General features: G+C 40.7%; 21 protein-coding genes, 1 riboswitch and 1 other annotated feature. Of the genes, 9 read left to right on the plus strand and 12 right to left on the minus strand.

Going from position 1 to position 23,310, the window contains the following annotated elements; all coding sequences use genetic code 11:
* Positions 1 to 10: 10 nt before the first annotated feature.
* The 8 genes from ABVZ64_RS04765 to rsxC form a co-directional block, all read right to left on the minus strand.
* On the minus strand, positions 11 to 1,039 hold the full coding sequence (locus tag ABVZ64_RS04765; RefSeq protein WP_352399906.1) for a rod shape-determining protein: 1,029 nt from the start codon (positions 1,037 to 1,039) through the stop codon (positions 11 to 13).
* 204 nt (positions 1,040 to 1,243) lie between these two features.
* Complete coding sequence (locus tag ABVZ64_RS04770; protein ID WP_352399907.1) at positions 1,244 to 1,501, minus strand: DUF4321 domain-containing protein; 258 nt, start codon at positions 1,499 to 1,501, stop codon at positions 1,244 to 1,246.
* A 185-nt stretch (positions 1,502 to 1,686) separates the two neighbouring features.
* On the minus strand, positions 1,687 to 2,565 hold the full coding sequence (gene rnfB / locus ABVZ64_RS04775) for an RnfABCDGE type electron transport complex subunit B (protein WP_502892580.1): 879 nt from the start codon (positions 2,563 to 2,565) through the stop codon (positions 1,687 to 1,689).
* A gap of 22 nt (positions 2,566 to 2,587) precedes the next feature.
* Positions 2,588 to 3,166 (minus strand): electron transport complex subunit RsxA, encoded by a 579-nt coding sequence (gene rsxA, locus ABVZ64_RS04780; RefSeq protein WP_352399909.1) that lies wholly within the window; start codon positions 3,164 to 3,166, stop codon positions 2,588 to 2,590.
* Between the two features lie 17 nt (positions 3,167 to 3,183).
* On the minus strand, positions 3,184 to 3,783 hold the full coding sequence (rsxE, locus tag ABVZ64_RS04785; protein WP_352399910.1) for an electron transport complex subunit RsxE: 600 nt from the start codon (positions 3,781 to 3,783) through the stop codon (positions 3,184 to 3,186).
* Positions 3,783 to 4,322, minus strand: a complete 540-nt coding sequence (locus ABVZ64_RS04790; RefSeq protein ID WP_352399911.1) for an RnfABCDGE type electron transport complex subunit G — start codon at positions 4,320 to 4,322, stop codon at positions 3,783 to 3,785. The genes rsxE and ABVZ64_RS04790 overlap by 1 nt, the downstream gene beginning before the upstream one ends.
* A complete protein-coding gene (locus ABVZ64_RS04795; protein WP_352399912.1) occupies positions 4,319 to 5,281 on the minus strand; it encodes an RnfABCDGE type electron transport complex subunit D in 963 nt (320 codons plus the stop codon). Before ABVZ64_RS04795 ends, ABVZ64_RS04790 begins: the two co-directional genes overlap by 4 nt.
* A gap of 18 nt (positions 5,282 to 5,299) precedes the next feature.
* Positions 5,300 to 6,691 (minus strand): electron transport complex subunit RsxC, encoded by a 1,392-nt coding sequence (gene rsxC, locus ABVZ64_RS04800; protein WP_352399913.1) that lies wholly within the window; start codon positions 6,689 to 6,691, stop codon positions 5,300 to 5,302.
* A gap of 490 nt (positions 6,692 to 7,181) precedes the next feature.
* Between rsxC and rpoN the strand changes: the two genes are divergently transcribed.
* The 4 genes from rpoN to ABVZ64_RS04820 all read left to right on the plus strand — a co-directional run bounded on the left by rpoN (position 7,182) and on the right by ABVZ64_RS04820 (position 14,784).
* Entirely contained in the window at positions 7,182 to 8,543 is a 1,362-nt protein-coding gene (gene rpoN / locus ABVZ64_RS04805; RefSeq protein WP_352399914.1) for an RNA polymerase factor sigma-54, read from the plus strand.
* Positions 8,544 to 8,560: 17 nt separating this feature from the next.
* Positions 8,561 to 10,006, plus strand: a complete 1,446-nt coding sequence (gene pdxR, locus ABVZ64_RS04810; RefSeq protein WP_352399915.1) for a MocR-like pyridoxine biosynthesis transcription factor PdxR — start codon at positions 8,561 to 8,563, stop codon at positions 10,004 to 10,006.
* A 44-nt stretch (positions 10,007 to 10,050) separates the two neighbouring features.
* Positions 10,051 to 10,278: a binding site (T-box leader), on the plus strand.
* Positions 10,279 to 10,348: 70 nt separating this feature from the next.
* Entirely contained in the window at positions 10,349 to 12,991 is a 2,643-nt protein-coding gene (gene alaS / locus ABVZ64_RS04815; RefSeq protein WP_352399916.1) for an alanine--tRNA ligase, read from the plus strand.
* Between the two features lie 407 nt (positions 12,992 to 13,398).
* Positions 13,399 to 14,784, plus strand: coding sequence for an NAD(P)/FAD-dependent oxidoreductase (locus tag ABVZ64_RS04820; protein WP_352399917.1), 1,386 nt, complete (start codon positions 13,399 to 13,401; stop codon positions 14,782 to 14,784).
* A gap of 219 nt (positions 14,785 to 15,003) precedes the next feature.
* Here the strand turns inward: ABVZ64_RS04820 and brnQ are convergent, their stop codons facing one another.
* Complete coding sequence (brnQ, locus tag ABVZ64_RS04825; protein WP_352399918.1) at positions 15,004 to 16,323, minus strand: branched-chain amino acid transport system II carrier protein; 1,320 nt, start codon at positions 16,321 to 16,323, stop codon at positions 15,004 to 15,006.
* A gap of 716 nt (positions 16,324 to 17,039) precedes the next feature.
* Between brnQ and ABVZ64_RS04830 the strand changes: the two genes are divergently transcribed.
* Entirely contained in the window at positions 17,040 to 17,750 is a 711-nt protein-coding gene (locus ABVZ64_RS04830; RefSeq protein ID WP_352399919.1) for a helix-turn-helix domain-containing protein, read from the plus strand.
* Between the two features lie 50 nt (positions 17,751 to 17,800).
* Here the strand turns inward: ABVZ64_RS04830 and ABVZ64_RS04835 are convergent, their stop codons facing one another.
* Positions 17,801 to 18,226 carry a hypothetical protein gene (locus tag ABVZ64_RS04835; RefSeq protein WP_352399920.1) on the minus strand — a complete coding sequence of 142 codons (426 nt, stop codon included), beginning with the start codon at positions 18,224 to 18,226 and terminating at the stop codon, positions 17,801 to 17,803.
* The gene (locus tag ABVZ64_RS04840; RefSeq protein WP_352399921.1) at positions 18,226 to 18,951 is read right to left on the minus strand and encodes a S8 family serine peptidase; all 726 of its coding nucleotides are present in this window, start codon (positions 18,949 to 18,951) and stop codon (positions 18,226 to 18,228) included. The genes ABVZ64_RS04835 and ABVZ64_RS04840 overlap by 1 nt, the downstream gene beginning before the upstream one ends.
* Positions 18,952 to 19,025: 74 nt before the next feature.
* Between ABVZ64_RS04840 and ABVZ64_RS04845 the strand changes: the two genes are divergently transcribed.
* The 4 genes from ABVZ64_RS04845 to thiE all read left to right on the plus strand — a co-directional run bounded on the left by ABVZ64_RS04845 (position 19,026) and on the right by thiE (position 22,174).
* Positions 19,026 to 19,295, plus strand: a complete 270-nt coding sequence (locus ABVZ64_RS04845) for a hypothetical protein (protein WP_352399922.1) — start codon at positions 19,026 to 19,028, stop codon at positions 19,293 to 19,295.
* 167 nt (positions 19,296 to 19,462) lie between these two features.
* Positions 19,463 to 20,401: a recombinase family protein gene (locus tag ABVZ64_RS04850; RefSeq protein WP_352399923.1), complete on the plus strand. Its 939-nt coding sequence runs from the start codon at positions 19,463 to 19,465 to the stop codon at positions 20,399 to 20,401.
* Positions 20,402 to 20,428: 27 nt separating this feature from the next.
* Positions 20,429 to 20,534, plus strand: a riboswitch (TPP riboswitch).
* A gap of 187 nt (positions 20,535 to 20,721) precedes the next feature.
* Positions 20,722 to 21,549, plus strand: a complete 828-nt coding sequence (thiM, locus tag ABVZ64_RS04855) for a hydroxyethylthiazole kinase (protein ID WP_352399924.1) — start codon at positions 20,722 to 20,724, stop codon at positions 21,547 to 21,549.
* Positions 21,536 to 22,174 carry a thiamine phosphate synthase gene (gene thiE, locus ABVZ64_RS04860; protein WP_352399925.1) on the plus strand — a complete coding sequence of 213 codons (639 nt, stop codon included), beginning with the start codon at positions 21,536 to 21,538 and terminating at the stop codon, positions 22,172 to 22,174. Before thiM ends, thiE begins: the two co-directional genes overlap by 14 nt.
* Positions 22,175 to 22,343: 169 nt before the next feature.
* Here the strand turns inward: thiE and ABVZ64_RS04865 are convergent, their stop codons facing one another.
* Positions 22,344 to 23,057: a GntR family transcriptional regulator gene (locus tag ABVZ64_RS04865; protein ID WP_352399926.1), complete on the minus strand. Its 714-nt coding sequence runs from the start codon at positions 23,055 to 23,057 to the stop codon at positions 22,344 to 22,346.
* Positions 23,058 to 23,310 lie beyond the last annotated feature (253 nt).

The following is a 23,310-nucleotide window of genomic DNA, read 5'->3' on the forward strand; positions in this document are numbered from 1 at the left end:
ATTTTTCATTTCAAAAAAGTGCTTTTCTGGGAGAGATCAGCACAGATTTTAGCGTGTCAATGTGTTCCAAAACAAGGCCTGTCCCAACGGCAACGCAGTTCAAAGGCTCGTTGGCAATATGAACGGGCATTCCTGTTTCTGAGGTGATCAGTCTATCTAGCCCTCTCAACATTGCGCCGCCCCCGGTTAAAGTGATACCATATTCCATAATATCAGCTGCCAACTCGGGAGGGGTTGCTTCTAGGGTTTGCTTTATTGTTTCGATAATAGATTCCACAGGCTCTGACAATGCTTCTCGAATGTGAATAGAAGTTACTTCAACGGTTTTAGGTAGACCGCTTATCAAATCTCGTCCACGAATTTCCATTTTTTCTTCTTTTTCCAACGGGAAAGTTGAACCAATGGTGATTTTGATTTCTTCTGCTGTTCTATCACCGATGGCAAGATTAAACTCTCTTTTAATATAACCCACAATAGCATTGTCTAGGGCATCCCCTGCTACGCGCAGGGAGGTACTGGTTACGATGCCACCCAGAGAGATGACAGCAACCTCGCTAGTGCCACCACCAATATCCACAACCATGCTACCAGTGGGTTCTGCAACGGGAAGGCCGGCACCAATGGAGGCAGCCATGGGTTCTTCAATTAGATAGGTATCTTTATCTTTTGAACCAGCGGCAATGGCAGCTTCCAAAACGGCTCTTTTTTCCACTTCAGTTACACCAGAGGGTACGCAAATAACGATGCGAGGCTTGGGGCCAAACATAGAACGTACATAAGCTTTATTGATAAAATAGCGAAGCATTGCCTGTGTTACGTCAAAATCTGCAATGACCCCATCTTTCATTGGGCGGATGGCAACGATGTTGCCAGGGGTACGGCCAATCATATCTTTTGCTTCGTTACCCACAGCAAGAACTTCTTTTGTTTGTGTATTTATTGCAACAACGGAGGGTTCATTCACGATGATGCCTTTTTCTTTCATATATACCAGTGTGTTAGCGGTACCAAGATCGATACCCATATCTTTCGAAAACATTTTCATGCCCCTTTCTTATAGGAAACTCTGTGAAATATACAGATTTTATATGCTAAAACAGGCGGCCCCTTAATAAAAGCCTTATATTTTATCATAACTCTTTTTAACATCCTTTTCAATAAAAAACCTTGTCTTTTTCAAAAAAGGGCAGGTTTTTGCAACCAAAAAAACGACAGAAAAAAAGCCGCCAAGCGGCTATGACGATTATAGTTTGCGATATACCAGCAATGCAACGATAATCCCAATGATTCCTGCGATGGTAAAACGAATGGTAAAAGCAAACTGTAGGGTAAGTACTCCTAAGTCTAAGACAAGTGGGGATGACAGACCAAATTTACTACCATAAGCAAGCCAACTTAACGCAGGAACATCTCCTAAAACATTTCCAATAAAACCACCTAAAACTACGCCAGCTAAAAGCAGTAAAACCAAAACCCAAACATTCTGTGTTTGTCCTCTCATAATAGGCGCCCCCTTAGTTTCTTTTGTTAATAAAATATATTGTGAGCGGCATTTAAAAGTGATTTTAGTCTGCCGCTCAACGGTATACATTATAACATATTTGCGGGGGTGGGTAAAGGGCAGAAAATATAAAAAAATATTAAGAAAGGACACATTCTTTTGAATGTGTCCTTAAATTTACAAAATTATTCAGCTTTCGCTTCTTCCTTAGCGGGAGCTTCCTGAGCAGGTGCAGCCTTAGGGGCTTCCTGGGCAGGGGGTGTAGGTCTCTTACCTGTGATAACGTTCTTAGGGCATTTGTTTGCACAGATACCACAAGCCTTACACTTTGTGTAATCAATTACTGCTATGTTGTCAATTACATGTATTGCGTCAAAAGGACAATTCTTTTCACAAATCTTACATGCAATACAACCAACAGAGCAAACCTGCATTACGTTTTTGCCAATGTCCTTAGAAGAACACTGAACTTTCACTTTATTCTTTGCAGGAAGAAGTTCGATAATATGTTTAGGGCAGGCGGAGACACATTTGCCACAAGCAACACACTTATCTTTATCAATTACGGCAATTCCATCGATAATTTCGATAGCGTCAAAAGCGCAAGCTTTTTTACAACTACCCAAACCAAGACAGCCATAGGAGCAGCTTTTGGAGCCGCCACCTGCTAGCTGAACTGCCATGTTACAATCGTCAATACCAAAGTATTCATATTTTTCTTTTGCTTTTTCGCATGTACCGCCACATTTTACGAAGGCAGCAATTGGGTCTGCAGCAGAAGCTTCAACACCCATAATTGCACCAACTTTTTCAGCAACTGCAGCACCACCAACGGGACAACCGTTTACAGGTGCATTACCAGCGGCGATAGCGGAAGCAAGACCGCCACAACCAGGGAAGCCGCAGCCACCGCAGTTTGCGCCAGGAAGTACTTCTAAAATCTGGCCGATTTTAGGGTCTTCTTCAACTTTGAATACTTCGCCAGCGATGCCAAGGCCTGCGCCAAAAACAACACCGAGACCACCGATACTAAGGATCGGGTTAATAATATTCATCAATTCGATCATTTTTGTCACCCTCCTTGTATTATAGCTTGATGAGGCCGGAGAAGCCTAAAAATGCGATGGACATAAGGCCTGCTGTAAGCAATGCCAAAGGGAAACCATCGAAGGCTTTCGGTGTATCATTGTCTGCGATTCTTTCACGGATACCAGCAAACAGAACAATCGCCAGAGCGAAGCCTGTTGCACCACCAAAGCCGTTTAATACAGCCTGGATGAAGTTGTAACCTTTTTGCATATTCAAAACGGCAACACCCAAAACGGCACAGTTTGTTGTGATCAAAGGAAGGAATACGCCCAGTGCCTGGTATAAAGCAGGGGCAGCCTTCTTTAAGAACATTTCTACGAACTGTACTAAGGATGCGATAACCAAAATGAACGCAATGTTATACAGGTATGTGATGTTCAAGGGCACCAGAATCAGGTCGTAAACCAACCAAGCAACTGCTGCCGCCAAGGACATAACGAAGATAACGGCCATACCCATGCCTGCTGCTGTTTCAACTTTTCTAGAAACACCGAGGAAGGGGCAGATACCTAAGAACTGGGACAATACGTAGTTATTTACGAAGATCCCGGCCAAAACCAATAAGATTAAATCCATTTAATTTTCCCTCCTTCTTAAGCTTTCTTTTTGTTTCTGAAGTGATTCAACGCCGCCATCAAGCAACCCAATGTAAAGAAAGCACCGGGAGCCATTACGAACAATAATGTTCTAGGGAATGCTTCGGGAAGTACTGTGATATCAAACAAAGTACCAGCACCGATAAATTCACGAACTAAGCCTAAAATGCCCAAAGCAACTGTAAAGCCAAGGCCCATACCAATACCATCAAAGATGGATGCCACAGGACCGTTCTTTGAAGCAAATGCTTCTGCTCTTGCTAAGATAAGGCAGTTAACTACGATCAGTGGGATATAAAGACCCAAAGATGCATTTAAGCTTGGCAAGTATGCCTTCAACATAAACTCAATTACTGTTACGAAGGCAGCGATAACAACGATAAAGCAAGGAATTCTTACTTTATCAGGAATAACATTTCTCAGCAGAGAGATGAAAAGGTTTGCACAAATCAAAACCGCTGCTGTGGAAAGACCCATACCGATACCGTTGATTGCAGAACTTGTAACCGCCAACGTAGGACACATACCGATTACCTGCACAAAGGTAGGGTTTTCGTCGATTAAACCGTTCTTAATTAATTTCAATGGGTTAGCCATTAGTAAGCACCTCCGTTCGCAGCAAACCATTCCAATGCGTCATTCGCACCGCTTGTTACAGCTCTGGATGTGATTGTGGAGCTTGTGATAGGAACAACTTCGCCGCCATCCTTTGTAACAGCCAGCGTGCCGGACATGCCTGTAAACTGTTCGTAGAAGGAAGGTTCAGTAGATTTTGCACCTAAACCAGGTGTTTCAGCGTGTTTTGTAACACGAAGGCCTGTGATAACGCCGTCAGCATCAATACCAACCATTGTATCAACAGCACCACCGAAACCGCCGGGAGCTGTAGTGATTACAAAACCGCCGTTGTCTGCTTTATAAACTGCAGTAACGGAGCCAGTTAATTCTGCATCTGTGATTTCTTCAAAGGAGCCTGCTTCAGGCATAACTGCCTGCATGGAAGCTGCTCTTGTTTTTTCTTCCTGGATTTTAATGGGTTCTGCTGTAATCGATTGTACTGCACCTAAAGCGGCAGCAGCCACACTGGCGATAATCAGCAATACCACAGCAGGTTTTACAACTTCTTTTGTGTTCATGCCTTCTTCGCCTCCTTAACTTTAGGTAATGCACCAAAGATTGTAGGCTCTGTGAATCTTTCAATCAGAGGTACGCAAAGGTTCATAATCAGGATAGAGTAGGATACGCCTTCGGGGTAACCACCAAAAATTCTGATCAATGTTGTCATCAAACCACAGCCAACAGCGAAAATAATCTGACCCTTAGCTGTTACAGGGGAAGATGCGTAGTCTGTTGCCATGAAGAATGCACCAAGCATTAAACCACCAGTGAAAATTTCATAAACAGGAACACGCAAGCCATCTCTGCCGATTGCTGCTGTTAAAATGAAAACAGTTGCAATGTAGATTACAGGGACTTTCCAGCTGATTACATGTTTTGCAATCAGGTAGATACCACCGATAATCAATGCGATTGCACAAGTTTCACCAATACAACCACCGATATTACCAACTAAAACATCAACAAAGCTTGCATCAGGCATAACGCCGCCTTTGAGCTGTGCCAAAGGTGTTGCAACTGCAACTGCATCTGCACCGAAGTTACCAGCGGATGTCCAAGTTGTCATTTCTGTGGGGTAGGATGCCAATAAGAAAGCTCTACCGGCAAGGGCAGGGTTGATAAAGTTCTGACCCAAACCGCCAAAAAGTTGTTTTGCAATAATAATTGCAAATGCACTACCTACAATAGGAACCCAAACAGGTGCAGATGCAGGTAAGTTCATTGCTAAAAGTAAGCCTGTTACAACAGCACTTAAGTCACTGATGGTAACGGGTTTTTTCATAATTTTCTGATACAGCCATTCAAAGAAAACAGCGGATGCAACGGCTGCTACCATTAAAATTAGTGCTTGAACACCAAAAAAGTAAATTCCCATCACGGAAGCAGGAACCAGAGCGATGATTACATCACGCATGATGCTCTGGATAGATTCCTTAGAACGTACGTGAGGGGTACCGGATACTACAAAATTAGCCATGTTTTACTCTCCCCCTTCTCAGTTCTTTTCTGCTTTCGCTTTTGCTTCTGCCTCTGCTTTTGCTCTTGCAGCTGCCGCAGCGGCTGCTTTTTTGCCTGCTTCAACCTTCTTCACAGCACGAATGGACTGTGCCAACTGGCGTTTTGCAGGGCATTCATAGGAGCAGCTACCGCATTCGATACAATCCAAGCCGTGGTGAGCTACGAAAGCTTCGCCATCGCCTTTTAATGCACAAGCGTTCAGCAAGAAAGGCATAAGACCCATAGGACAGTGGTCTACACACTTTCCGCAACGGATACAGTTCTTTTCTTCAGGAATGTAAGCTTCTTCTTTTGTGAAGCAAAGCAAACCGGAAGTTGTTTTTACGGATGCAACATCCAAAGTATAAAGAGTAGGCCCCATCATAGGACCGCCTGCAATTAGTTTTACAGGAGGGTTTTCTTCGTTAAAACCGCCGATAGCCTCTACCAAATCACGCAGTGTCATACCAGTGCGGATTTTGTAGTTACCGGGGTTTTTGATACCCTTACCAGAAACTGTTACAACTCTTCTCATCAAAGGTCTGCCTTTACAAATGGCTCTTTCGATTGCAATAACAGTGTCGACGTTGTCAACAATACAACCAGCACTTGCGGGCAATGCGCCTGATTTTACTTCTCTTTTTGTGATCGCATAGATCAGGTGTTTTTCAGAACCCTGAGGGAACTTTGTTACTAAGGGCTGTACAACGATGTTACTGATGCCTTCACAAGCCTTTGTCATTGATTCAATTGCTTTAGGCTTGTTCATTTCGATGCCGATAACGCCTTTTGCATTGGGATGCAATTTAAGCATAATCTGCAGACCCTTAACAATACGCTCGGGTTCTTCCACCATCAAACGGTAGTCACATGTGAGGTAAGGCTCACATTCTGCCGCATTGATCAAGATGTGATCAATAGGAGTGTCTTTTGGTGGGTTTAATTTTACGTGTGTGGGGAAACCAGCACCACCCAGACCAACAACGCCTGCATTTTTGATAGCTGCAAGAATTTCATCATTAGTCATTGTAGTGTAGTCTCTTCCCTGATTCAGGCCTTCAATTTCTTCCATCTTTCCATCGTTTTTCACAACGATAGATTTTACCATGGTACCACCAGGAACCAGCATTGGACGAATGTCCACCACTTCGCCGGATACGCTGGCAAAAATAGGAGAAGACATGAATGCGGGTGACTCTGCAATTTTCTGACCAACTTTTACATGATCGCCAACTGCAACGAGAGGCTCACAAGGAGCACCGATGTGCTGGCTCATGGGGTAGAACAACTCAGAGTTTTCCTTTGGGAGTACCACCTGAATAGGCTGCTCTGCGGACAGAGCTTTTCCATCAGGCGGATGAACTCCACGTTTAAACGTTAAAGCTTGCATATTATCCCCCTCTGTCAAGTGTTTTTGCGCTTGGGAAGCGCGGTGATTAGTTATACCTTTAATTAAAATGATAGAACTATACATACATCAGCTGTATTTTAATACAAAAATGGTGATTTCACAACATTTTTGCAGAAAAAAACTGAAAAACCTAATTTATACCAAAAAGATACAAATTAAATTTCCCTGTGCTCACCTTAATTTATATGTATAGGAATGCATACAATCAGTTTGTATGCTAGGTATTAAGACCTATTCTAGTTTACTATTATTATCTAAAAAAGTAAATGATAATATATTACCATAAATGATAGGGTGTGGCCTTAGGAATTTTAAGGCAATTTGACAAAAATTGAACACTCTAAACCAGAAACCTATTAAAACATGGCAGAATTGTAGCTTTTTTTTCCGATGAAACTGTGATAAAATGAAAAAAGTGCCAAAGACAAGAGAAACTTATTGTTAAAATATAAGTGGAGAAGGTGATATTGTGGATTTGTCCCTGCAACTAGCCCAAAAACAAATTTTATCACAAAGAATGCAGCAATCTGTTGAAATTTTGCAGATGAATACAATTACGCTGTCGGAATATATTCATGAATTGGCGGAAGAGAACCCCCTTTTGGAATGGCAGGATACTTCTGCGGAGGAGCCATTAAAAGATGATAAGCTTTTGCGAAAACTAGAATGGTTGGAAGAAGCTGATGAACAAAACCGAAGCATGTATCGAGTGGAGCAAGAAGATGAGAGGGAACAACAGGAAACTGTTGGAAGACGGGAAAGAGAGAGTCTGAGGGAATATCTATTGTTTCAAATCAATATATTAAAGGTGGATGAAGGGGTTAAGCGGGTGTTGCGATTTTTAGCCCAAAGCACAGAAGAAAGTGGCTACCTGGAGCAAGGTGCCATGGAAGCCGCCCAAGAGAAGTTCCCCATAGAAGAATCCTGCTGTGTCGAAGTCCTTAATTTATTGCAGTCTTTAGATCCACCAGGGGTTGGTGCAAGAAGTTTAGAAGAATGCTTACTCATACAATTAAAGCAGAAAAATGCTTCTAGGCTTGCTATTACTATGGTAGAAAAGCATTTACATGATTTGGCAAAAAATAGGATGAGCCATGTTGCAAAACAGCTTAAAGTCAGCCTAGATGAAGCAATGACGGCCTTTGAAGAAATTAAAAGCTGCGAACCCAAACCTGGACAGGGTTTTATATGTGATAAGCCTGTGGAATACATATTGCCTGATGTTTATGTGGAAAAGAAGGATGGTCAGCTTTTGGTCACGATCAATAGTTCGGCTACGCCTAAGCTCTATATTAGCCAATCTTACATCAAAATTTTACGAGAGGGCAGTTCCCAGGAAACGAAAGATTATATTTCAAATAAACTCAAGCAGGCAGAATGGGCAATGCAATGTATTTCAAAAAGAGAAAGCACATTGCTTGAAACTGCAAAGTGCATTGTCCAACGGCAAAAAGAATTTTTCTTACGTTGCGATGGATCCTTGAAACCTTTGCGTATGTCGGATATTGCAGAGCAGATGCAGGTGCACGAATCCACAATAAGCCGTGCGGTAAGGGATAAATATATCCAGTGTGATAGGGGCGTATTTGCACTCAATTCTTTTTTTTCAAAGGCGTTATCAGCTGATGGAGAAGGAACGGTTTCTGCCGATAGTATTCAGCAAAAGATACGATTTATGATTGAAGAAGAAAATAAAATGAAACCCTATAGTGACAGAGAGTTAACGGAAAAATTGCAAAAAGAAGGAATTCAAATTTCTCGCAGAACCGTTGCAAAATACCGAGAAGGTATGGGTATTGCTGGTGCATCGGGTAGGAAGCGCTACGAGTAAAAAAAGGAGAGAATCCTATGCCGGATACAATCTTTTATATAAAATTATTTAAGGGGGGGCAGGTGCCGTTGTATCAGCAGTTGGCCGATGGGCTTGCAAAGCTGATTTCAGAGGGGACTCTGCCCCCTGATAGTAAGTTGCCCCCAATTCGGAAAATGGCTGAGGAATATGGGGTAAACAATGTCACGATTGTTTCTGCATATAAGCATTTGGAAAGCAAGCAAATGGTGTATTCCCGAAAGGGAAGCGGAACTTTCGTATCTCCTTTGCCTGTTGAGGCAATACCAGAGCCTGTGGCAAAGGGAAACTTGCATAACTTTGACACAGGAATTTCCTTTGAAAAAGCCATTAACTTTGCAAATACATCTCTGCCCCATGAATTGTTCCCTGTGGATGCCTTTAAAAAAGCCTTTAATGAGGTGCTGGAGCGGGAAAAAGGTGGAGCCTTTCGTTATACCGACAGCATGGGTTATCAGCCCCTCAGGCATCAACTATGCAGTTATTTAGAAACCTATGGAATCAAAACGGGAGTAGACAGTATACAGATTATCTCTGGTGCTCAACAGGGTATAGATGTTATTTCAAAAGCTTTGGTTCAATTTGGAGACGTGGTTTTTGTGGAAAGCCCCACCTTTTATGGTGCGGCTGGGGCATTTTTATCCAGAGGGGCAAAGTTGATAGAAATACCAATGGAAAATGACGGCATGAGAATGGCTGTTTTGGAGGATTACTTAAAGCTTTACCGACCAAGGTTTATTTATATGATGGCCTATTTCCAGACCCCTACGGGAATTTCCTATTCCATGGAAAAGAAAAGACGCCTGCTAGAATTGGCAGAAAGATATGATACCTACATCATAGAAGAAGACGATTTTTACGATTTCTATTACAACAAAGAAACGCCAGTACCGTTAAAAGCGTTGGATTATAAAAACAGGGTAGTATATATTAAGAGTTTTTCTAAGATACTAATGCCAGGTCTTCGTATGGGGCTTATGGTTTTGCCCAAAAGAATCCATCAGGGAGTTATGGAGGCAAAGTACACCACGGACATTTCTACGTCAGGATTTATTCAAAAAGCAATGGAACAATACCTAAGGGAAAATGGGTGGGAACACCATGCAAAAACGATGCGCCATTTCGGGGGTCAAAAGTATCGTCGGACTCTCTCTCTGGCAAAGAAATATTTGGGGGGAAAGGTGAATTATGCACTGCCCCATGGGGGTGTAAGCCTTTGGATTAATTTGCCTGAAGGTATTGGGGCAGAAGCTTTTTGCAGCAGAATGTTAGAAAAGAACGTTATACTAACCCCAGGAACGCAGTTTGAAATTAGTGGTAAAGATAGTGGGCATATTCGCCTAGGATTTTGCGGCTTGGATGATGATAAAATAGAAGTTGGTTTAAAACGTATGGGTGAAACGATAGATAAAATGTTAGAGGAAAGAACATATCCTTTCTCTTGACAAACCAAGAACGTCTTACTATAATCTTCTTAATTGAATGAAATTCAAAAGCCATAAAAAGAAGGAGTATTTAACGGCAGGCCTTTGCAGAGAGAGGACCATTGGTGAGAGGTTCTCGGAAGCCCGTTAGAGAAGCAGTCTTTTTGGATTTTTCACAGCTCTGTGACGGAAAAATTAGTATGTTGCGGCGTAGGTCGGCGTTAACGGCATGAAAGCGACGGTTTCCTTTAGAACCGTAAGCAGGGTGGTACCACGGTTTATTCGTCCCTGATCCATAGTGATCAGGGGCTTTTTTTCATTCTTAATGATGATATAGGAAGTACTATTTTAAGGAGGATTAATATGAAATATATGGGTGTGAATGAAGTAAGAGAGGCATTCCTTTCTTTCTTCGAAAGTAAAGAACATTTGCGTTTGCAGAGCTTTCCTTTGGTTCCCCGCAACGACAAGAGCTTGTTGCTTATCAACTCGGGCATGGCTCCCATGAAGGCATACTTCACTGGCCAGGAAATTCCCCCTAGCAAAAGGGTTACAACCTGCCAGAAGTGCATTCGCACAGGGGATATTGAGAATGTTGGTAAAACAGCACGTCATGGCACATTCTTCGAAATGCTGGGGGATTTCTCTTTTGGTGATTATTTCAAAAATGAAATTATTCCATGGTCTTGGGAGTTTGTAACAAAAGTGATGGAAATTCCCGAAGATAAGTTATATGTAACAATTTACGAAGAAGATGACGAATCCGGAGATATTTGGCATAACGTGGTAGGTGTGCCCCGTGATAGAATTAAAAAATTAGGTAAGGCGGACAATTTCTGGGAGCACGGTACTGGCCCTTGTGGTCCTTGTACAGAGATTTATTTCGATAGAGGGGAAAAGTACGGTTGTGATAGCCCTAATTGCGGCGTAGGCTGTGATTGTGACCGTTATATGGAGTTCTGGAACCTGGTTCTTACTCAGTTTAATGCAGAGCCTGATGGGACCTATACAGAATTAGCCCAGAAAAATGTGGATACAGGTATGGGCTTAGAGCGTATGGCTACGATTTTACAGGGTGTGGATTCCATCTTTGACGTAGACACTGTAAAATCCATCCGGGATGCCATTTGTCAAAGAGCAAATGTAGAATATGGAAAAAACGCAAAAACAGATATTTCTGTTCGCGTAATTACAGACCATATCCGCTCTGTAACCATGATGACGGCCGATGGTGTTTTACCTTCTAATGAAGGCCGTGGCTATGTGCTTCGTCGTTTGCTTCGCCGTGCGGCACGCCATGGTAAGCTTTTAGGAATTGAGGGGGAGTTTCTGGCAGAGCTTTCTAAGGCAGTAATTGCTTGCAGTGGCGATGCTTATCCTGAGTTGGTGGATAAGCAGGAATATATTTTTAAAATTCTTTCTATTGAAGAAAATAGTTTCTATAAGACCATTGATAATGGCATGGAAATCTTGAAGTCAGACATGGAAGAGATGAGGGCCGCTGGTCAGACAACAATGAGTGGGGAGAAATCCTTCCGTTTATATGATACCTATGGTTTTCCTATTGATTTGACTAAGGAAATTTTAGAAGAAGCAGGCATGAAGGTTGATGAGGACGCATTTGCCGATGAAATGAAGCAGCAAAAAGAAAGAGCAAGAGCAGCAAGGGGGAAATCAACCTATATGGGTGCTGATGAAACAGTTTATCATGAGTTGCCTGTTGACTTGGTAACAGGATTTGCTGGTTACGATTTAAAGGTAGTAGAGGGAGCAACAATCCTTGCGTTAATTGCAGAAAATGAAGTTTCAGATGCGGCTCAAAATGGTGATAGCGTTTCTATTTTCTTGGATAAGACACCCTTTTATGCTGAAAGCGGTGGTCAGGTAGGAGACCATGGCACAATCAAAACCGAAAGCGGCATTGTTGCCATTACAGATTGTATCAAAGTAATTGGCGGTAAAATTGCCCATGTTGGTCAAGTGACAGAAGGCTCTATCTCTGTTGGACAAAAAGCAATGGCTACCCTGGATTGGGAAAGACGCATGGCAACAGCCAGAAACCATAGTACAACTCACCTGCTGCAAAAAGCCTTGAGAACTGTTTTGGGAAGTCATGTGGAACAAGCAGGTTCATATGTAAGTCCAGATCGTTTGCGTTTTGACTTTACTCACTTTACAGCAATGACAGAGGAAGAATTGAGAGCTGTTGAGAGAATGGTTAATGATTCTATCTTTGCAAGTTATAGAATTGAAGCAGCGGAGATGAGCATTGATGAAGCCAGAAACAAAGGTGCAATGGCGCTGTTTGGTGAGAAATATGGCGATGTTGTACGTGTGGTTGATATGGGTGGTTATAGCATAGAGCTTTGCGGGGGTGCCCACTTGGAAAATACAGCACAGGCAGGCTCCTTTAAAATTCTGTCCGAGAATGGTGTTGCTGCAGGTGTGCGCCGTATTGAAGCTGTAACGGGCACAGAAGCATTAAAACACTATCAAGACCAGGAAGACGAATTGAAAGAAATCTGCCGTTTGGTGAAGGCTACTCCTGACAAGCTGGTTGCCCGGGTTGAGCAATTGGTGGCAGAGCAAAAGGATTTAGCAAAAGAGCTAGAAAAGCTGAAAGCAAAGTTAGCTGGTGGCGTTGCAGACGATATTTTAAATACAAAAGTCGAAATCAACGGAGTTGCTGTTTTGGCGGCACAGGTAAAAGATTTGGATGGCAATGGTATGCGTACCTTAGGTGACCAGTTGAAGAATAAACTGGGCAGTGGCGTTGTTGTTTTAGTTGGCGGCGCAGATGGTAAAGTAAATCTCTTGGTTATGGCAACGGATGATGCAGTTGCTAGGGGCGTGCATGCAGGAAATGTCGTAAAAGCAGCAGCAGCGGTTTGTGGCGGTGGCGGTGGTGGCCGTCCCAATATGGCACAAGCAGGTGGTAAAGATGCAACAAAGATTGCACAAGCTCTGGAAACAGCAAAGGAAATAATTTCACAGCAGGTAAAGTGATTTTAATCAAGTCGTTTCATAAAATTGAGAAAGTAGCTGTCCTTTATTAGGGAAGCTACTTTTTTGCATTTTTGAAGAAAGGGCTAACGGGAATAAAATTCGCCATGGATAAAGGGGACAGTATTGCGTGGAAATGTCTGTGAAGAAAAAACAGCTTTCTTGGTCTTTCTTAGTTGTGAATGATTATGCGAAGTGTAATCATTAAAAATTGGATAGAGACAAAAGTACCCCTTGACTTATACATAGAAGTAAGTTAAAATAAGTCGTAAGTAAAGCGAAACTTTTCTTACCAAAGTATAGATGAGTTTCGCTCTTTTTCTGCGCGCGAAGAATTTTTATGCAAAATGAATGTAAAAGTATGAATAATTGATTAGGCATTTAAAAATGCCACATTAGGAGGTGCTTCTATGAATTTGAAAAAGCATTATGACGTAGTGATTATCGGTGGTGGTATCGGTGGTATTATGACTGCATATCGTTTGATTGAAAAAAATGCCGAAATGAAAGTGCTGATTATGGAAAAAGGACATGCCATACAGCAGCGCCATTGCCCTATTGTGACAGGTAAGGTTGATAAATGTATCAAATGTTCCTCCTGCGCAATTATGGAAGGTATGGCGGGGGCAGGTGCGTTTTCTGATGGTAAATATGTTATTTCCACAGAGTACGGCGGCTGGTTAACAGAGTTTTTGGAGCCTCAAACAGTAATCAACTATATTGAGCAGGCGGATGAGGTTTTGGTGAAGTTTGGCGCAACCACAGACCGTTTCATGCCCAATGATGATTTGAAGCGTTTGTGCTTACAATATGATTTGCATATGAGCCAGGCTCAGTTAAAACACCTGGGAACAGATAGCAACTTTGATACGATGCGTAAGCTGATTGAATATTTGGAAGATAAAGTAGATATCGCTGTGGATACAGAAGCCACAGATGTAAATAAAGACACCAGAGAAATCCATTTGGTGCATAGAGGAGAAAAAGAAGTCATTACAGCAGATAAGATTATATTTGCTGTGGGCCGTGTAGGTAGCCGTTTCTTTGCTGATTGGTGTGAAAAGAATAAAATTTCTTTGAAAAACAATCAAGTAGATATTGGTGTGCGTGTAGAATTGCCAGCCATGATCTGGGATCACTTCAGCAAAAAAATATATGAGCCAAAGATTTGGTATCGTTCTAAACAGTACGGAGATACAACCAGAATGTTCTGCTTTAATGAAAGAGGCAATGTGGTTACGGAAAACACGGGTGGGGTTTTAACGGTAAACGGACACTCCTATCGTGAACAGGAAAGAAAGACGCAGAACTCTAACTTTGCACTTTTATCGACCATCCGTTTTACAGAGCCATTTAAGAAGCCCATTGAATATGCAAGGTATGTAGCGAGTTTGGCTAACTTGATTAGTGGTGGTGGAGTTATGGTGCAGCGTCTGGGCGATTTGGAGATCGGCAGGCGTTCCGATGAAAGCCGTATTGCAAAGTCAACTACAAGACCCACACTGCATGCGGTGGCAGGGGATTTAAGTCTCTGTATGCCTAAACGTCAGTTGGATAATATTATCGAGACCCTCCATGCTTTAGATAAAATTGCCCCTGGTACAGCGAATTGTGATACATTGTTGTATGGTATTGAATGTAAGTACTACTCTGCAAGACCTAAGTGCACAGAGTTTGAGTTGGACGGATGCCCAGGCTTCTATGCTATCGGTGACGGTGCCGGCTTTACCCGTTCATTATCTCAGGCAGCGGCAAATGGTTTATATGTGGCAGATAAGATTGTTGATAAGAAGTAAATAAATGAAGCCCCAATTCAAAATTAGAATTGGGGCTTTTGAATGGATAATTCTATTTTTAGTGCTATCTTTGGGCTATAAAATTTAACCAATTCATGGAGATTTTCTCGTACAAAGGAATCATCCTTAATTGATCCCCTAGGTTTTCAAACGAAGAAGGACAGTTTACACTGTCCTTCTTCGCTGCTATTTGTTTCATATTTAGGAAGTTGGATAAAATTATGCTACATCAGAGTTTCTTTTATTTGCTGCCATCAGAGCTTTCTGTGACATAGGGATACATTTACCAATAAATCCACCAATGATTGCTGGTACAACCCATCCACACTGATATGCACCAAAAGGCAATGTTCTGATAAATTCAAAAGGAAGGCCAAAGCCTAATAGTACGTCAGCAGCACTTGCCAATAATGCTAAGATTGCTGCACCGATGTAAATGTTGTTGTTTTTGATATGTTTGCTGAAGAATGTCAGAATGATCATAACAAGAACAACAGGATACAACAAGTTCAAAATTGGAGCTGCAATGCTGATGATTGTGGAGATACCAAAGTTGGAAACAACATAGCTGAAGCCAACAGTAATTAAAACCATTGCTTTATAAGAAATTTTTCCTTTTGTCTGTTCTTCAAAGAAAGAAGCACAAGAGGAAACCAAACCGATTGCTGTTGTTAAGCAAGCGAAGAATACGATAATGGCTAACACCAATACGCCGTAGTTGCCAATCAAAGTCTGTGTAATGGCAACAACCAATGCAGTTTGGTTGTAACCTTCAAAGCCACCAGCGGATGTTGTTGCGCCCAAGAATGCCAAACCACCATAAATAATGAACAATGCAACTGCAGCAAAAACACTGGATTTAATTACAATACTCATGGTAGATTTGGTTTCGGTATATCCTTTGCCCTTTGCGGCAGAGATAATAATGATAACAAATACGATAGACGCCAAAACGTCCATTGTCTGGTAACCTGCCATAATACCTTCTTTTACAGTATCAAAGCCTGTTGTGGGAATGATTTCACCGATGGGGTTAACATACCCTATGACGATTAAAGCTAGAAGGCAGATAACCAAAGCGGGGGTTAAAAACTTACCAATTACATCTACAACGCCGGAAGGACGAATGGTAAATAAAAGTACCAGACCGAAGAAAATAGCGCCAAATACCCAAGAGTTAATGAAAGGGAACATTGGCATTACGCCCATTTCAAAGGTGGTTGCAGCGGTACGAGGTATAGCTAAAAAGGGTCCGATACATAATACAATCAAAGAGTTGATGATTGTTGAAGGAACCTTCCCGAGCTTGCCAGTAATACCATTCATTGAAACGTCGCCTGTTTTTATCATTGCTAGAATCGCTACCAATGCCAAACCAACATCGGCAATAAAGAAACATATAAATCCTGTAAACCAATTGCTACCTGCATTCGTGCCCAAGTATGGGGGGAAAATCAGGTTGCCTGCACCGAAGAACATTGCAAATAGTGCAAGACCAATTACTGCAACGTCAATCATGCTTTTGTTCTTTTCTCTCATAGATGAGACCTCCTCAAAATTTCTTTCTTTTCTGCTCTCTCATATAACGCAAAAAACTTTTATTAGGCTTAAAAAAGTCAAGTTGCGGCATGGGTATTATTATGTTACAAAATGGCCAAGATTTCAAATGGATGAAAAATAGTTTAGTGAAACAAAATGTTAAGAAAACGTAACGAAAATAAAAAAACTATTGAAAAATAGCGGAATAAGTATAAAATAGAGTTAAAACCGGTACAAATTCAAAGATTTTATTATTTTAGTGAAATGTACAATATGCAAGTGAGCTTGGGGAGTGAAAAACTTTTCATTCTAATTTTTTTGTGAAATACGTAGTTTTTATTATGATTTATGTAATAAAAATCATTTAAATTTCTATAAAATCCATAAAATTTTGGAATGATATGTACTACAATGATGAACAATACTTATTGTAAAATTATATGCAAAAATGTAAAAATTCTACTGACAGTGGAAAATAATTCATTTATGTACGGAAAATGGTGCAAATTGGGTTGTTCTTTTTTTGAAACAAATATTGTTATATGAAACTTGTTCTTCACAGGAGGACAAAAATGAACAAAATCTGTATTTTTAGAAAAATAAATTGTTTTTACAAAGGAATTTATCGGAATTTGAAGAATACTATCAATTTGTAGGCTAAATTAGATTAGAAGAAAGATGAATCTAATAATGGGAAAAGAAAATAGGAGGAACTTATGAAAGAAGTCAGTATCCATGTGGGTAAACGGATCAGGCTTTACAGAAAGATGAAAAATTTGACCATCGAGGCTTTTGCAGGGATGATAAACAAAAGCAAAGCAACGGTTTCGAAATATGAAAATGGGGATATCTCAATCGACATAGAAACCCTATTTTCTATATCAGAAGCCCTGGACATTTCTGTAAATCAGCTTGTTGATTATGAAAATCCTACTGCTGTTAGTGAAACAGAGGGGGATGCCATTGCAAGGAGAAAAATGGGCAAAACCCGTTATTACCTGTATTTTTACGATGGCAGACGAAACCGTATTGTTAAAAACATTATTGAGGTGCAAGGTGTTGGGGAAAATGGCATATATAATGCAAATTTTTATTCCGATTTGGAGGACTATAGCAATTGCTATAACTGCAAATTCCTTTATCATGGAACAATGCGCAAATTTGATGCCTTTACCAATTTTAACTTTGAAAACCAAAACAATAAAGTGGAACAGGTGTTTATGTATGCCATAAACTCCTTTACACATAATAGCAGAATGGTAGGAATGCTATCAGGTCTTTCTACGCAGCCGATTTTACCGGCATCATTTAAGTTTTTGCTCTCCCCTGATATTATGGAGGAGAACGAGGAGATGAAAGAGCAATTGATTTTCACGAAAGAAGACATAAAGCAGATTAAGAAAATGAATATGTTTGTTATTAATTAATGTCAATCAGAAAAAGCCTTTTCCCAAATAGAAAAAGGCTTTTTCTTTTCTCAAAATTTATCCACTAAGGCGAGGGTCATGAGTAGGCCTGCAATCTTTGCAGTCTGAGGGTTTAGGTTTTCTGTTGTACCATCGCTACTTCTCGCGGCGATAAGGCCACCATCCTGAGCGATGCTAGAAACACTCTGATTTACACTTTGTAGTGTGTGCATGAAAAGCAATGAGCGGGTTAGATCGCTAATTTGCCCACGGCCTTTTTCGTCCAAAAATGGGGCTATTGCCCTTAAAAGGGTAACTTCTTTTGGCGGATGCTCTACGGCCAATGCTTTTTGGTCTCCGGCAGCCAGTTGTATTTTCTGAACATAGTTTTTTTCAATTGCTTCTCGTAAAGATGTAGTCATCTCCAGGAAGTCTCTTTCCAGACCTTCTGTTTGTTGAAGAGTTTTTGCAAGTTCATAAACCATATTTCGTTCCATTAAGCCAAAACCACCTTTCCTGTTTGAGTAAGACAGGTACTTTTATCCAGCAGTCCTCCGTTTTCAGTTGCAATTTTTATCAAGGCAGCCTTGATATCATTGGGTCTGGCATAGGGGAATCGCTCTAATAACAAGGAAGCCCCCCCGCTTACCAAGGGGGTGGCCATAGAGGCGCCGCTCATACTGATATAGTTGGGATAAATAATATTTTCCCGACTTCGGTTGGGCATAGAGAATTGATAATCCGGGGAGAGCACAGAAACAATGTTTTCTCCGGGTGCCCAAATATCTGGTAAATAGGAAATCTCCTTGGTGAAGAGTGAGAAGGGTTTATGTCGAATAAAAAAATCACGGTCTTCCCATGTTCCCACCGTAATTACGATGGGGCTAATGGGAGGTGGGGGTTGGTATCCCCTACGTCCGTCGGGATTTCCTGCGGCAGCTACTACAACTATTCCTCTGCGCCAAAGTGCCTCTACACTTTCTTTTAAAGGTTGATTAACCTTTCTGTCATTAGAACCGATGGATAAATTTACTACTCTTATATTATATTTTGTAGCGTTGTCCATTATCCATCTTAATGCGGCAACTGCATGGGAAGAGCTGCCTTGGCCGTTGTGATCCAAGATTTTTAAGGAAATGATATGAGCTTCTGGTGATATTCCGCAGTAGCGGCCATTGGAAAGCGTACCATTGCCACAGGCGATGCCCGTGACATGAGTCACGTATGTTTATGTTGCTTTTGCATCCATATTGCGATAAAATAAAAAGAAAGAGATGCAAAAATGGGGGGTTATCTGTGAAAATTTCTGATAAAGGCCAGGCGTTACTTGATAAATACAAAAAATTTCAAAAGATAGATTTATTTTTGCTGGCTGTGGCAGCAATGAGTTTTGTTTTTCTACATAATTTAGTTTTAATGATTGCACTTGTTGTGTTTACCTTTGTTTTAGAGTCAAAGGTTTACATTTGCCCCCATTGTAAAAAAACACTGGATTGCAGGAGAAAAATAAAAGAGGATACTTGTTGCCCTCGTTGTGAAAAATATCTATTCAAAAATTTGGACTAAGATATCTACCCGCAGAAGATGCGGGTTTTTTAATGTGAAAAAGGTTGGAAGTAAGTGAACAAAATGCTTTTTGTATAGCGTAGCACAAAAATTTTTTACAAACGGGGATAAGACTGCTTTTTTCATGTATATATAGGTAGTAAGGATGAAAAAAAGGGGATGTTCTCATGTCCAAGGTTGCCCTATACTGCCGATTGTCAGTGGAAGATGGAACGGGCGAGGAGAGTGAAAGCATTCGGAATCAACGGCTTATGTTGATTGCTTATGCCCAGCAAAATGGTTGGGAAATTTATGATGTTTATGAGGATGAAGATTACTCAGGGTTAAGGGAAGACCGCCCATCCTTTTGCCGTATGATTGAGGATGCCAAGAAGAAGAAATTTGAAATTATCCTGTGTAAAACACAATCACGCTTTACCCGAAGTGCGGCAATGGCCGAAATTTATCTCCATGAAAAATTTCCACTTTGGGGAATTCGGTTTGTAACTGTGGTGGATGGAGTGGATACAGCAAAAAAAGAAAATAAAAAGGCGCGGCAAATCAATAGCTTGGTAAATGAATGGTATTGTGAGGAGCTTTCAGAAAATATTCGCTCCGTTTTAAGAAAAAAAATGGAGCTAGGGCAGTTTTTAGGAAATTATGCACCTTATGGCTATGAAAAAGATATAAAAAATCGACATCACTTGGTAATCCTAGAGGAGGAGGCTAAGGTAGTGCGATATATGTATGATTTGTACTTATCTGGTTTTTCTTGTAAAAAAATTGCGGAACAGCTTAGCTTGGAAAGGATTCCCACACCCTCCCAGCAAAAACAGAGTAGAGGGCAGGATTTAGGACGGAAACTTTGTAGCCAATGGGGTGCCAGTACAGTTAGGAAAATACTGACGAATCCCGTCTACGCTGGGCATATGGTGCAAGGGAAAGAACAAAAAATAAGCTTTAAATCTCAAAAAACAGTAGAGGTGCCAAGGCAACATTGGGTAGTGGTGAAGCATACCCATGAGGCTATTTTAAGCGAAAAAATTTTTGAAACAGTTCAGAAAACAATGGAGCAGAACCGTAGAGGAGTCAGGAGGAAAGAGTTTGACAAAGATATTTCCTTATGATAATCTAAAATCTAAGAAGAAATTTCAATAGAATCAAATGGGAGCTTGTAGACAGGCTGAGAGGAAGTATCAATACTTCGACCGTTAACCTGATTTGGATAATGCCAACGTAGGGAACATACTTCGCTTATGAAGACATTCCCCAAGGGAGTGTCTTTTTTTAATAGTTATTTCCCTGGTCAGAATAGGTAAATTTTCAACAATGGAGTTACGTTTATTTTCAGACACATTGTGAAACAGGGAAAATTAGGACCATGATTGGATGTAGGTATTCTTGCTATAAAAATATGGATTGTTTCAATATATAAAGGAGGAAAACAATGGATAATAACATTATAAAAAACGTGAGAGAAACGGTACCTTTGGTACACAATATTACGAATTATGTAACAGTCAATGATGTGGCCAACATATTACTTGCTTGTGGTGGTTCCCCAATTATGGCGGATGATGTGGGTGAAGTTGTTGAAATTACTAGCATTTGTGGAGGCTTAAATATCAATATTGGAACATTAAATGCTCGTACCATTGAATCAATGATTTTAGCAGGAAAAAGAGCAAATGAGTTGGGACATATTACTGTATTAGATCCCGTAGGAGCGGGTGCGTCTAAATTACGTACAGAAACTGCTCTTTGCCTTTTAGAAGAAATCCATTTTTCTGTTATTCGTGGCAATGTTTCAGAGTTAAAAGCACTTTTCGGGGGGGAGGGCAAAACAAAAGGTGTTGATGCAGACATTGCTGATGGTGTTACGGAAGAAAATTTGGATGATATGGTGCAATTTGCAAAACAACTAAGTAAAAAAACGGGAGCTGTCATTGCAATGACAGGCGCCATTGATATTGTCGCAGAGGGAAATCGGGCATATGCAATTCGCAATGGCAATCCACTCATGTCCAAAATAACAGGAACAGGATGTATGCTAAGTGGTGTGGTAACGGCCTACTGCGTGGCGAATCCGGATCATTTACTAGATGCTGCGTCTGCGGCAGTAGCGGTCATGGGCTTGTGTGGAGAAATTGCATATGAAAGGTTGATGAACACCAAATTGGGAGGTACATCCTCCTATCGTACTTATATTATTGATGCTATGAGTTTGATAAACGACAATACATTAGAAGGGGGAATAAAAATTGAAGCTAGATAAAAAGAGTTTGTTGCTTTATGCAGTAACGGATAGAACATGGCTGAAAGATAGAAAGCTGGCTGATGATGTGGAACAGGCGTTGCAAGGGGGAGCAACTTTTGTTCAACTACGAGAAAAAGATGCCTCTTTTGATGAGTTTGTGGAACAGGCAAAAGAAGTAAAGGCTGTTTGCAAAAAGCATGGCGTGCCTTTTGTAATTAATGATAATATTGAGGTCGCCTTGGCAGTCGATGCTGATGGAGTTCATGTTGGGCAAAGTGATATGGAAGCGGGCAGTGTGCGCGAAAAGATTGGTCCGGATAAAATTATTGGAGTATCTACACGTACGGTGGAAGAGGCTTTGCTTGCCAAGGAGCGGGGTGCTGATTATTTAGGGGTGGGCGCTATATTTAATACATCGACAAAATTGGATGCATCAGAGGTATCGTTTCAGGAATTAAGAGGAATTTGTGGTACAGTTCAACTTCCAGTTGTTGCCATTGGAGGCATAAGTTTAGACAATATTGAAGAACTCATAGGAACAGGAATTGATGGTGTTGCCGTAGTTTCAGCTTTGTTTGGGGCAAAAGATATTAAAAAAGCATCAGAAGAGTTGAAAGAAAAGGTTGAGAGAGTTGTCAACTAGAAAATGATGTACGAAAAAAAGTGTTGTTTGACAAGTGAAAAAGATTTTTCAGATCGTTAAAAAAAAAACTAATTATTAGTGATTTCCTAGGAATTCAACAAAGAGTTGATTTTTTGTGAGACTTTTTTGGATTCAAAACCCCTCTCGGCTTATGCCAAGAGGGGTTTTTTTATTCGCTAGGTAGAACCATCTGATTCACCTTAAAAATTAATTGCAATGCACGTCGTGAGTTAGCAATATGAGTCTGAATAGCATGGTTTAGTGCATTGAGGTCTGCATTAAATGCGGCCTTTAAGATTGCTTCGTGTTCCGCTACACACTCACAGTCACGATAGTGTGGCTGGTTTAAGTATGTTCCTGAAGCGTATGTAAAAGGTTGTAATTCTGTAAACACCTCAACGGCCTTCTGATTACCAGATGCTGTAAGGTAAAGAGTATGAAATTCCATATCTAGTGAAAAGTATGTTTCGGGGTGGCTAGAGGACTCGCTGGTTTGAATGAATCGCTTTTGTTCCTCAAGGTTTTCTATTAGCTGTTGCCGTAGGTTATTATTGTAGTTCAAGGTAGAGATAATATCTTTAAGAAAAAAAGTATCCATCATCAAGCGCATATCAAAAATATCATTTAGTTCATGAGGGGTTAGCGTGCGCACGCTCATGCCTTTATTGGGGGTGTTTACCACCATTTTCTCATCTGCCAAACGCTGAAGTGCTTGTTTCACAGGGGTATCGCTAACGTTGTACTTTCTTGCTAGTTCTTTAATGTTAAGCTTTTCCCCTGGCAAAAATTGTTTTCTAGTAATGCTATCTTTTATTTCTTGATAAATCTGGTTTGTTAGTGTGAGTTTTTTGCCATCAAAAGGCTGTAAATTTTTTTCTTCCACAATAGTTCCCCATCCTTAATAATTTAAGATTTCATTTCTTCTCTTAACCCTAAATGCATTATATCTTACATTGATAAAAAAATCCACTTTATTCCCCAAAAAACAAGAATTTTTAAGTTTTTGTTCATTTTATGAAAATTTAAATGACAAAATAAATGTTTTATTTGCGCAAATAAAACATTTATTTAAGAATTATAGAATTGAGAAGTACCAAAATACAATTGCATTTTTTGTGCACAAATACAGTTTTTTA

Origin of the sequence: Anaerotignum sp. (assembly GCF_040307045.1) — a bacterium.
Classification (GTDB): domain Bacteria; phylum Bacillota; class Clostridia; order Lachnospirales; family Anaerotignaceae; genus Chakrabartyella.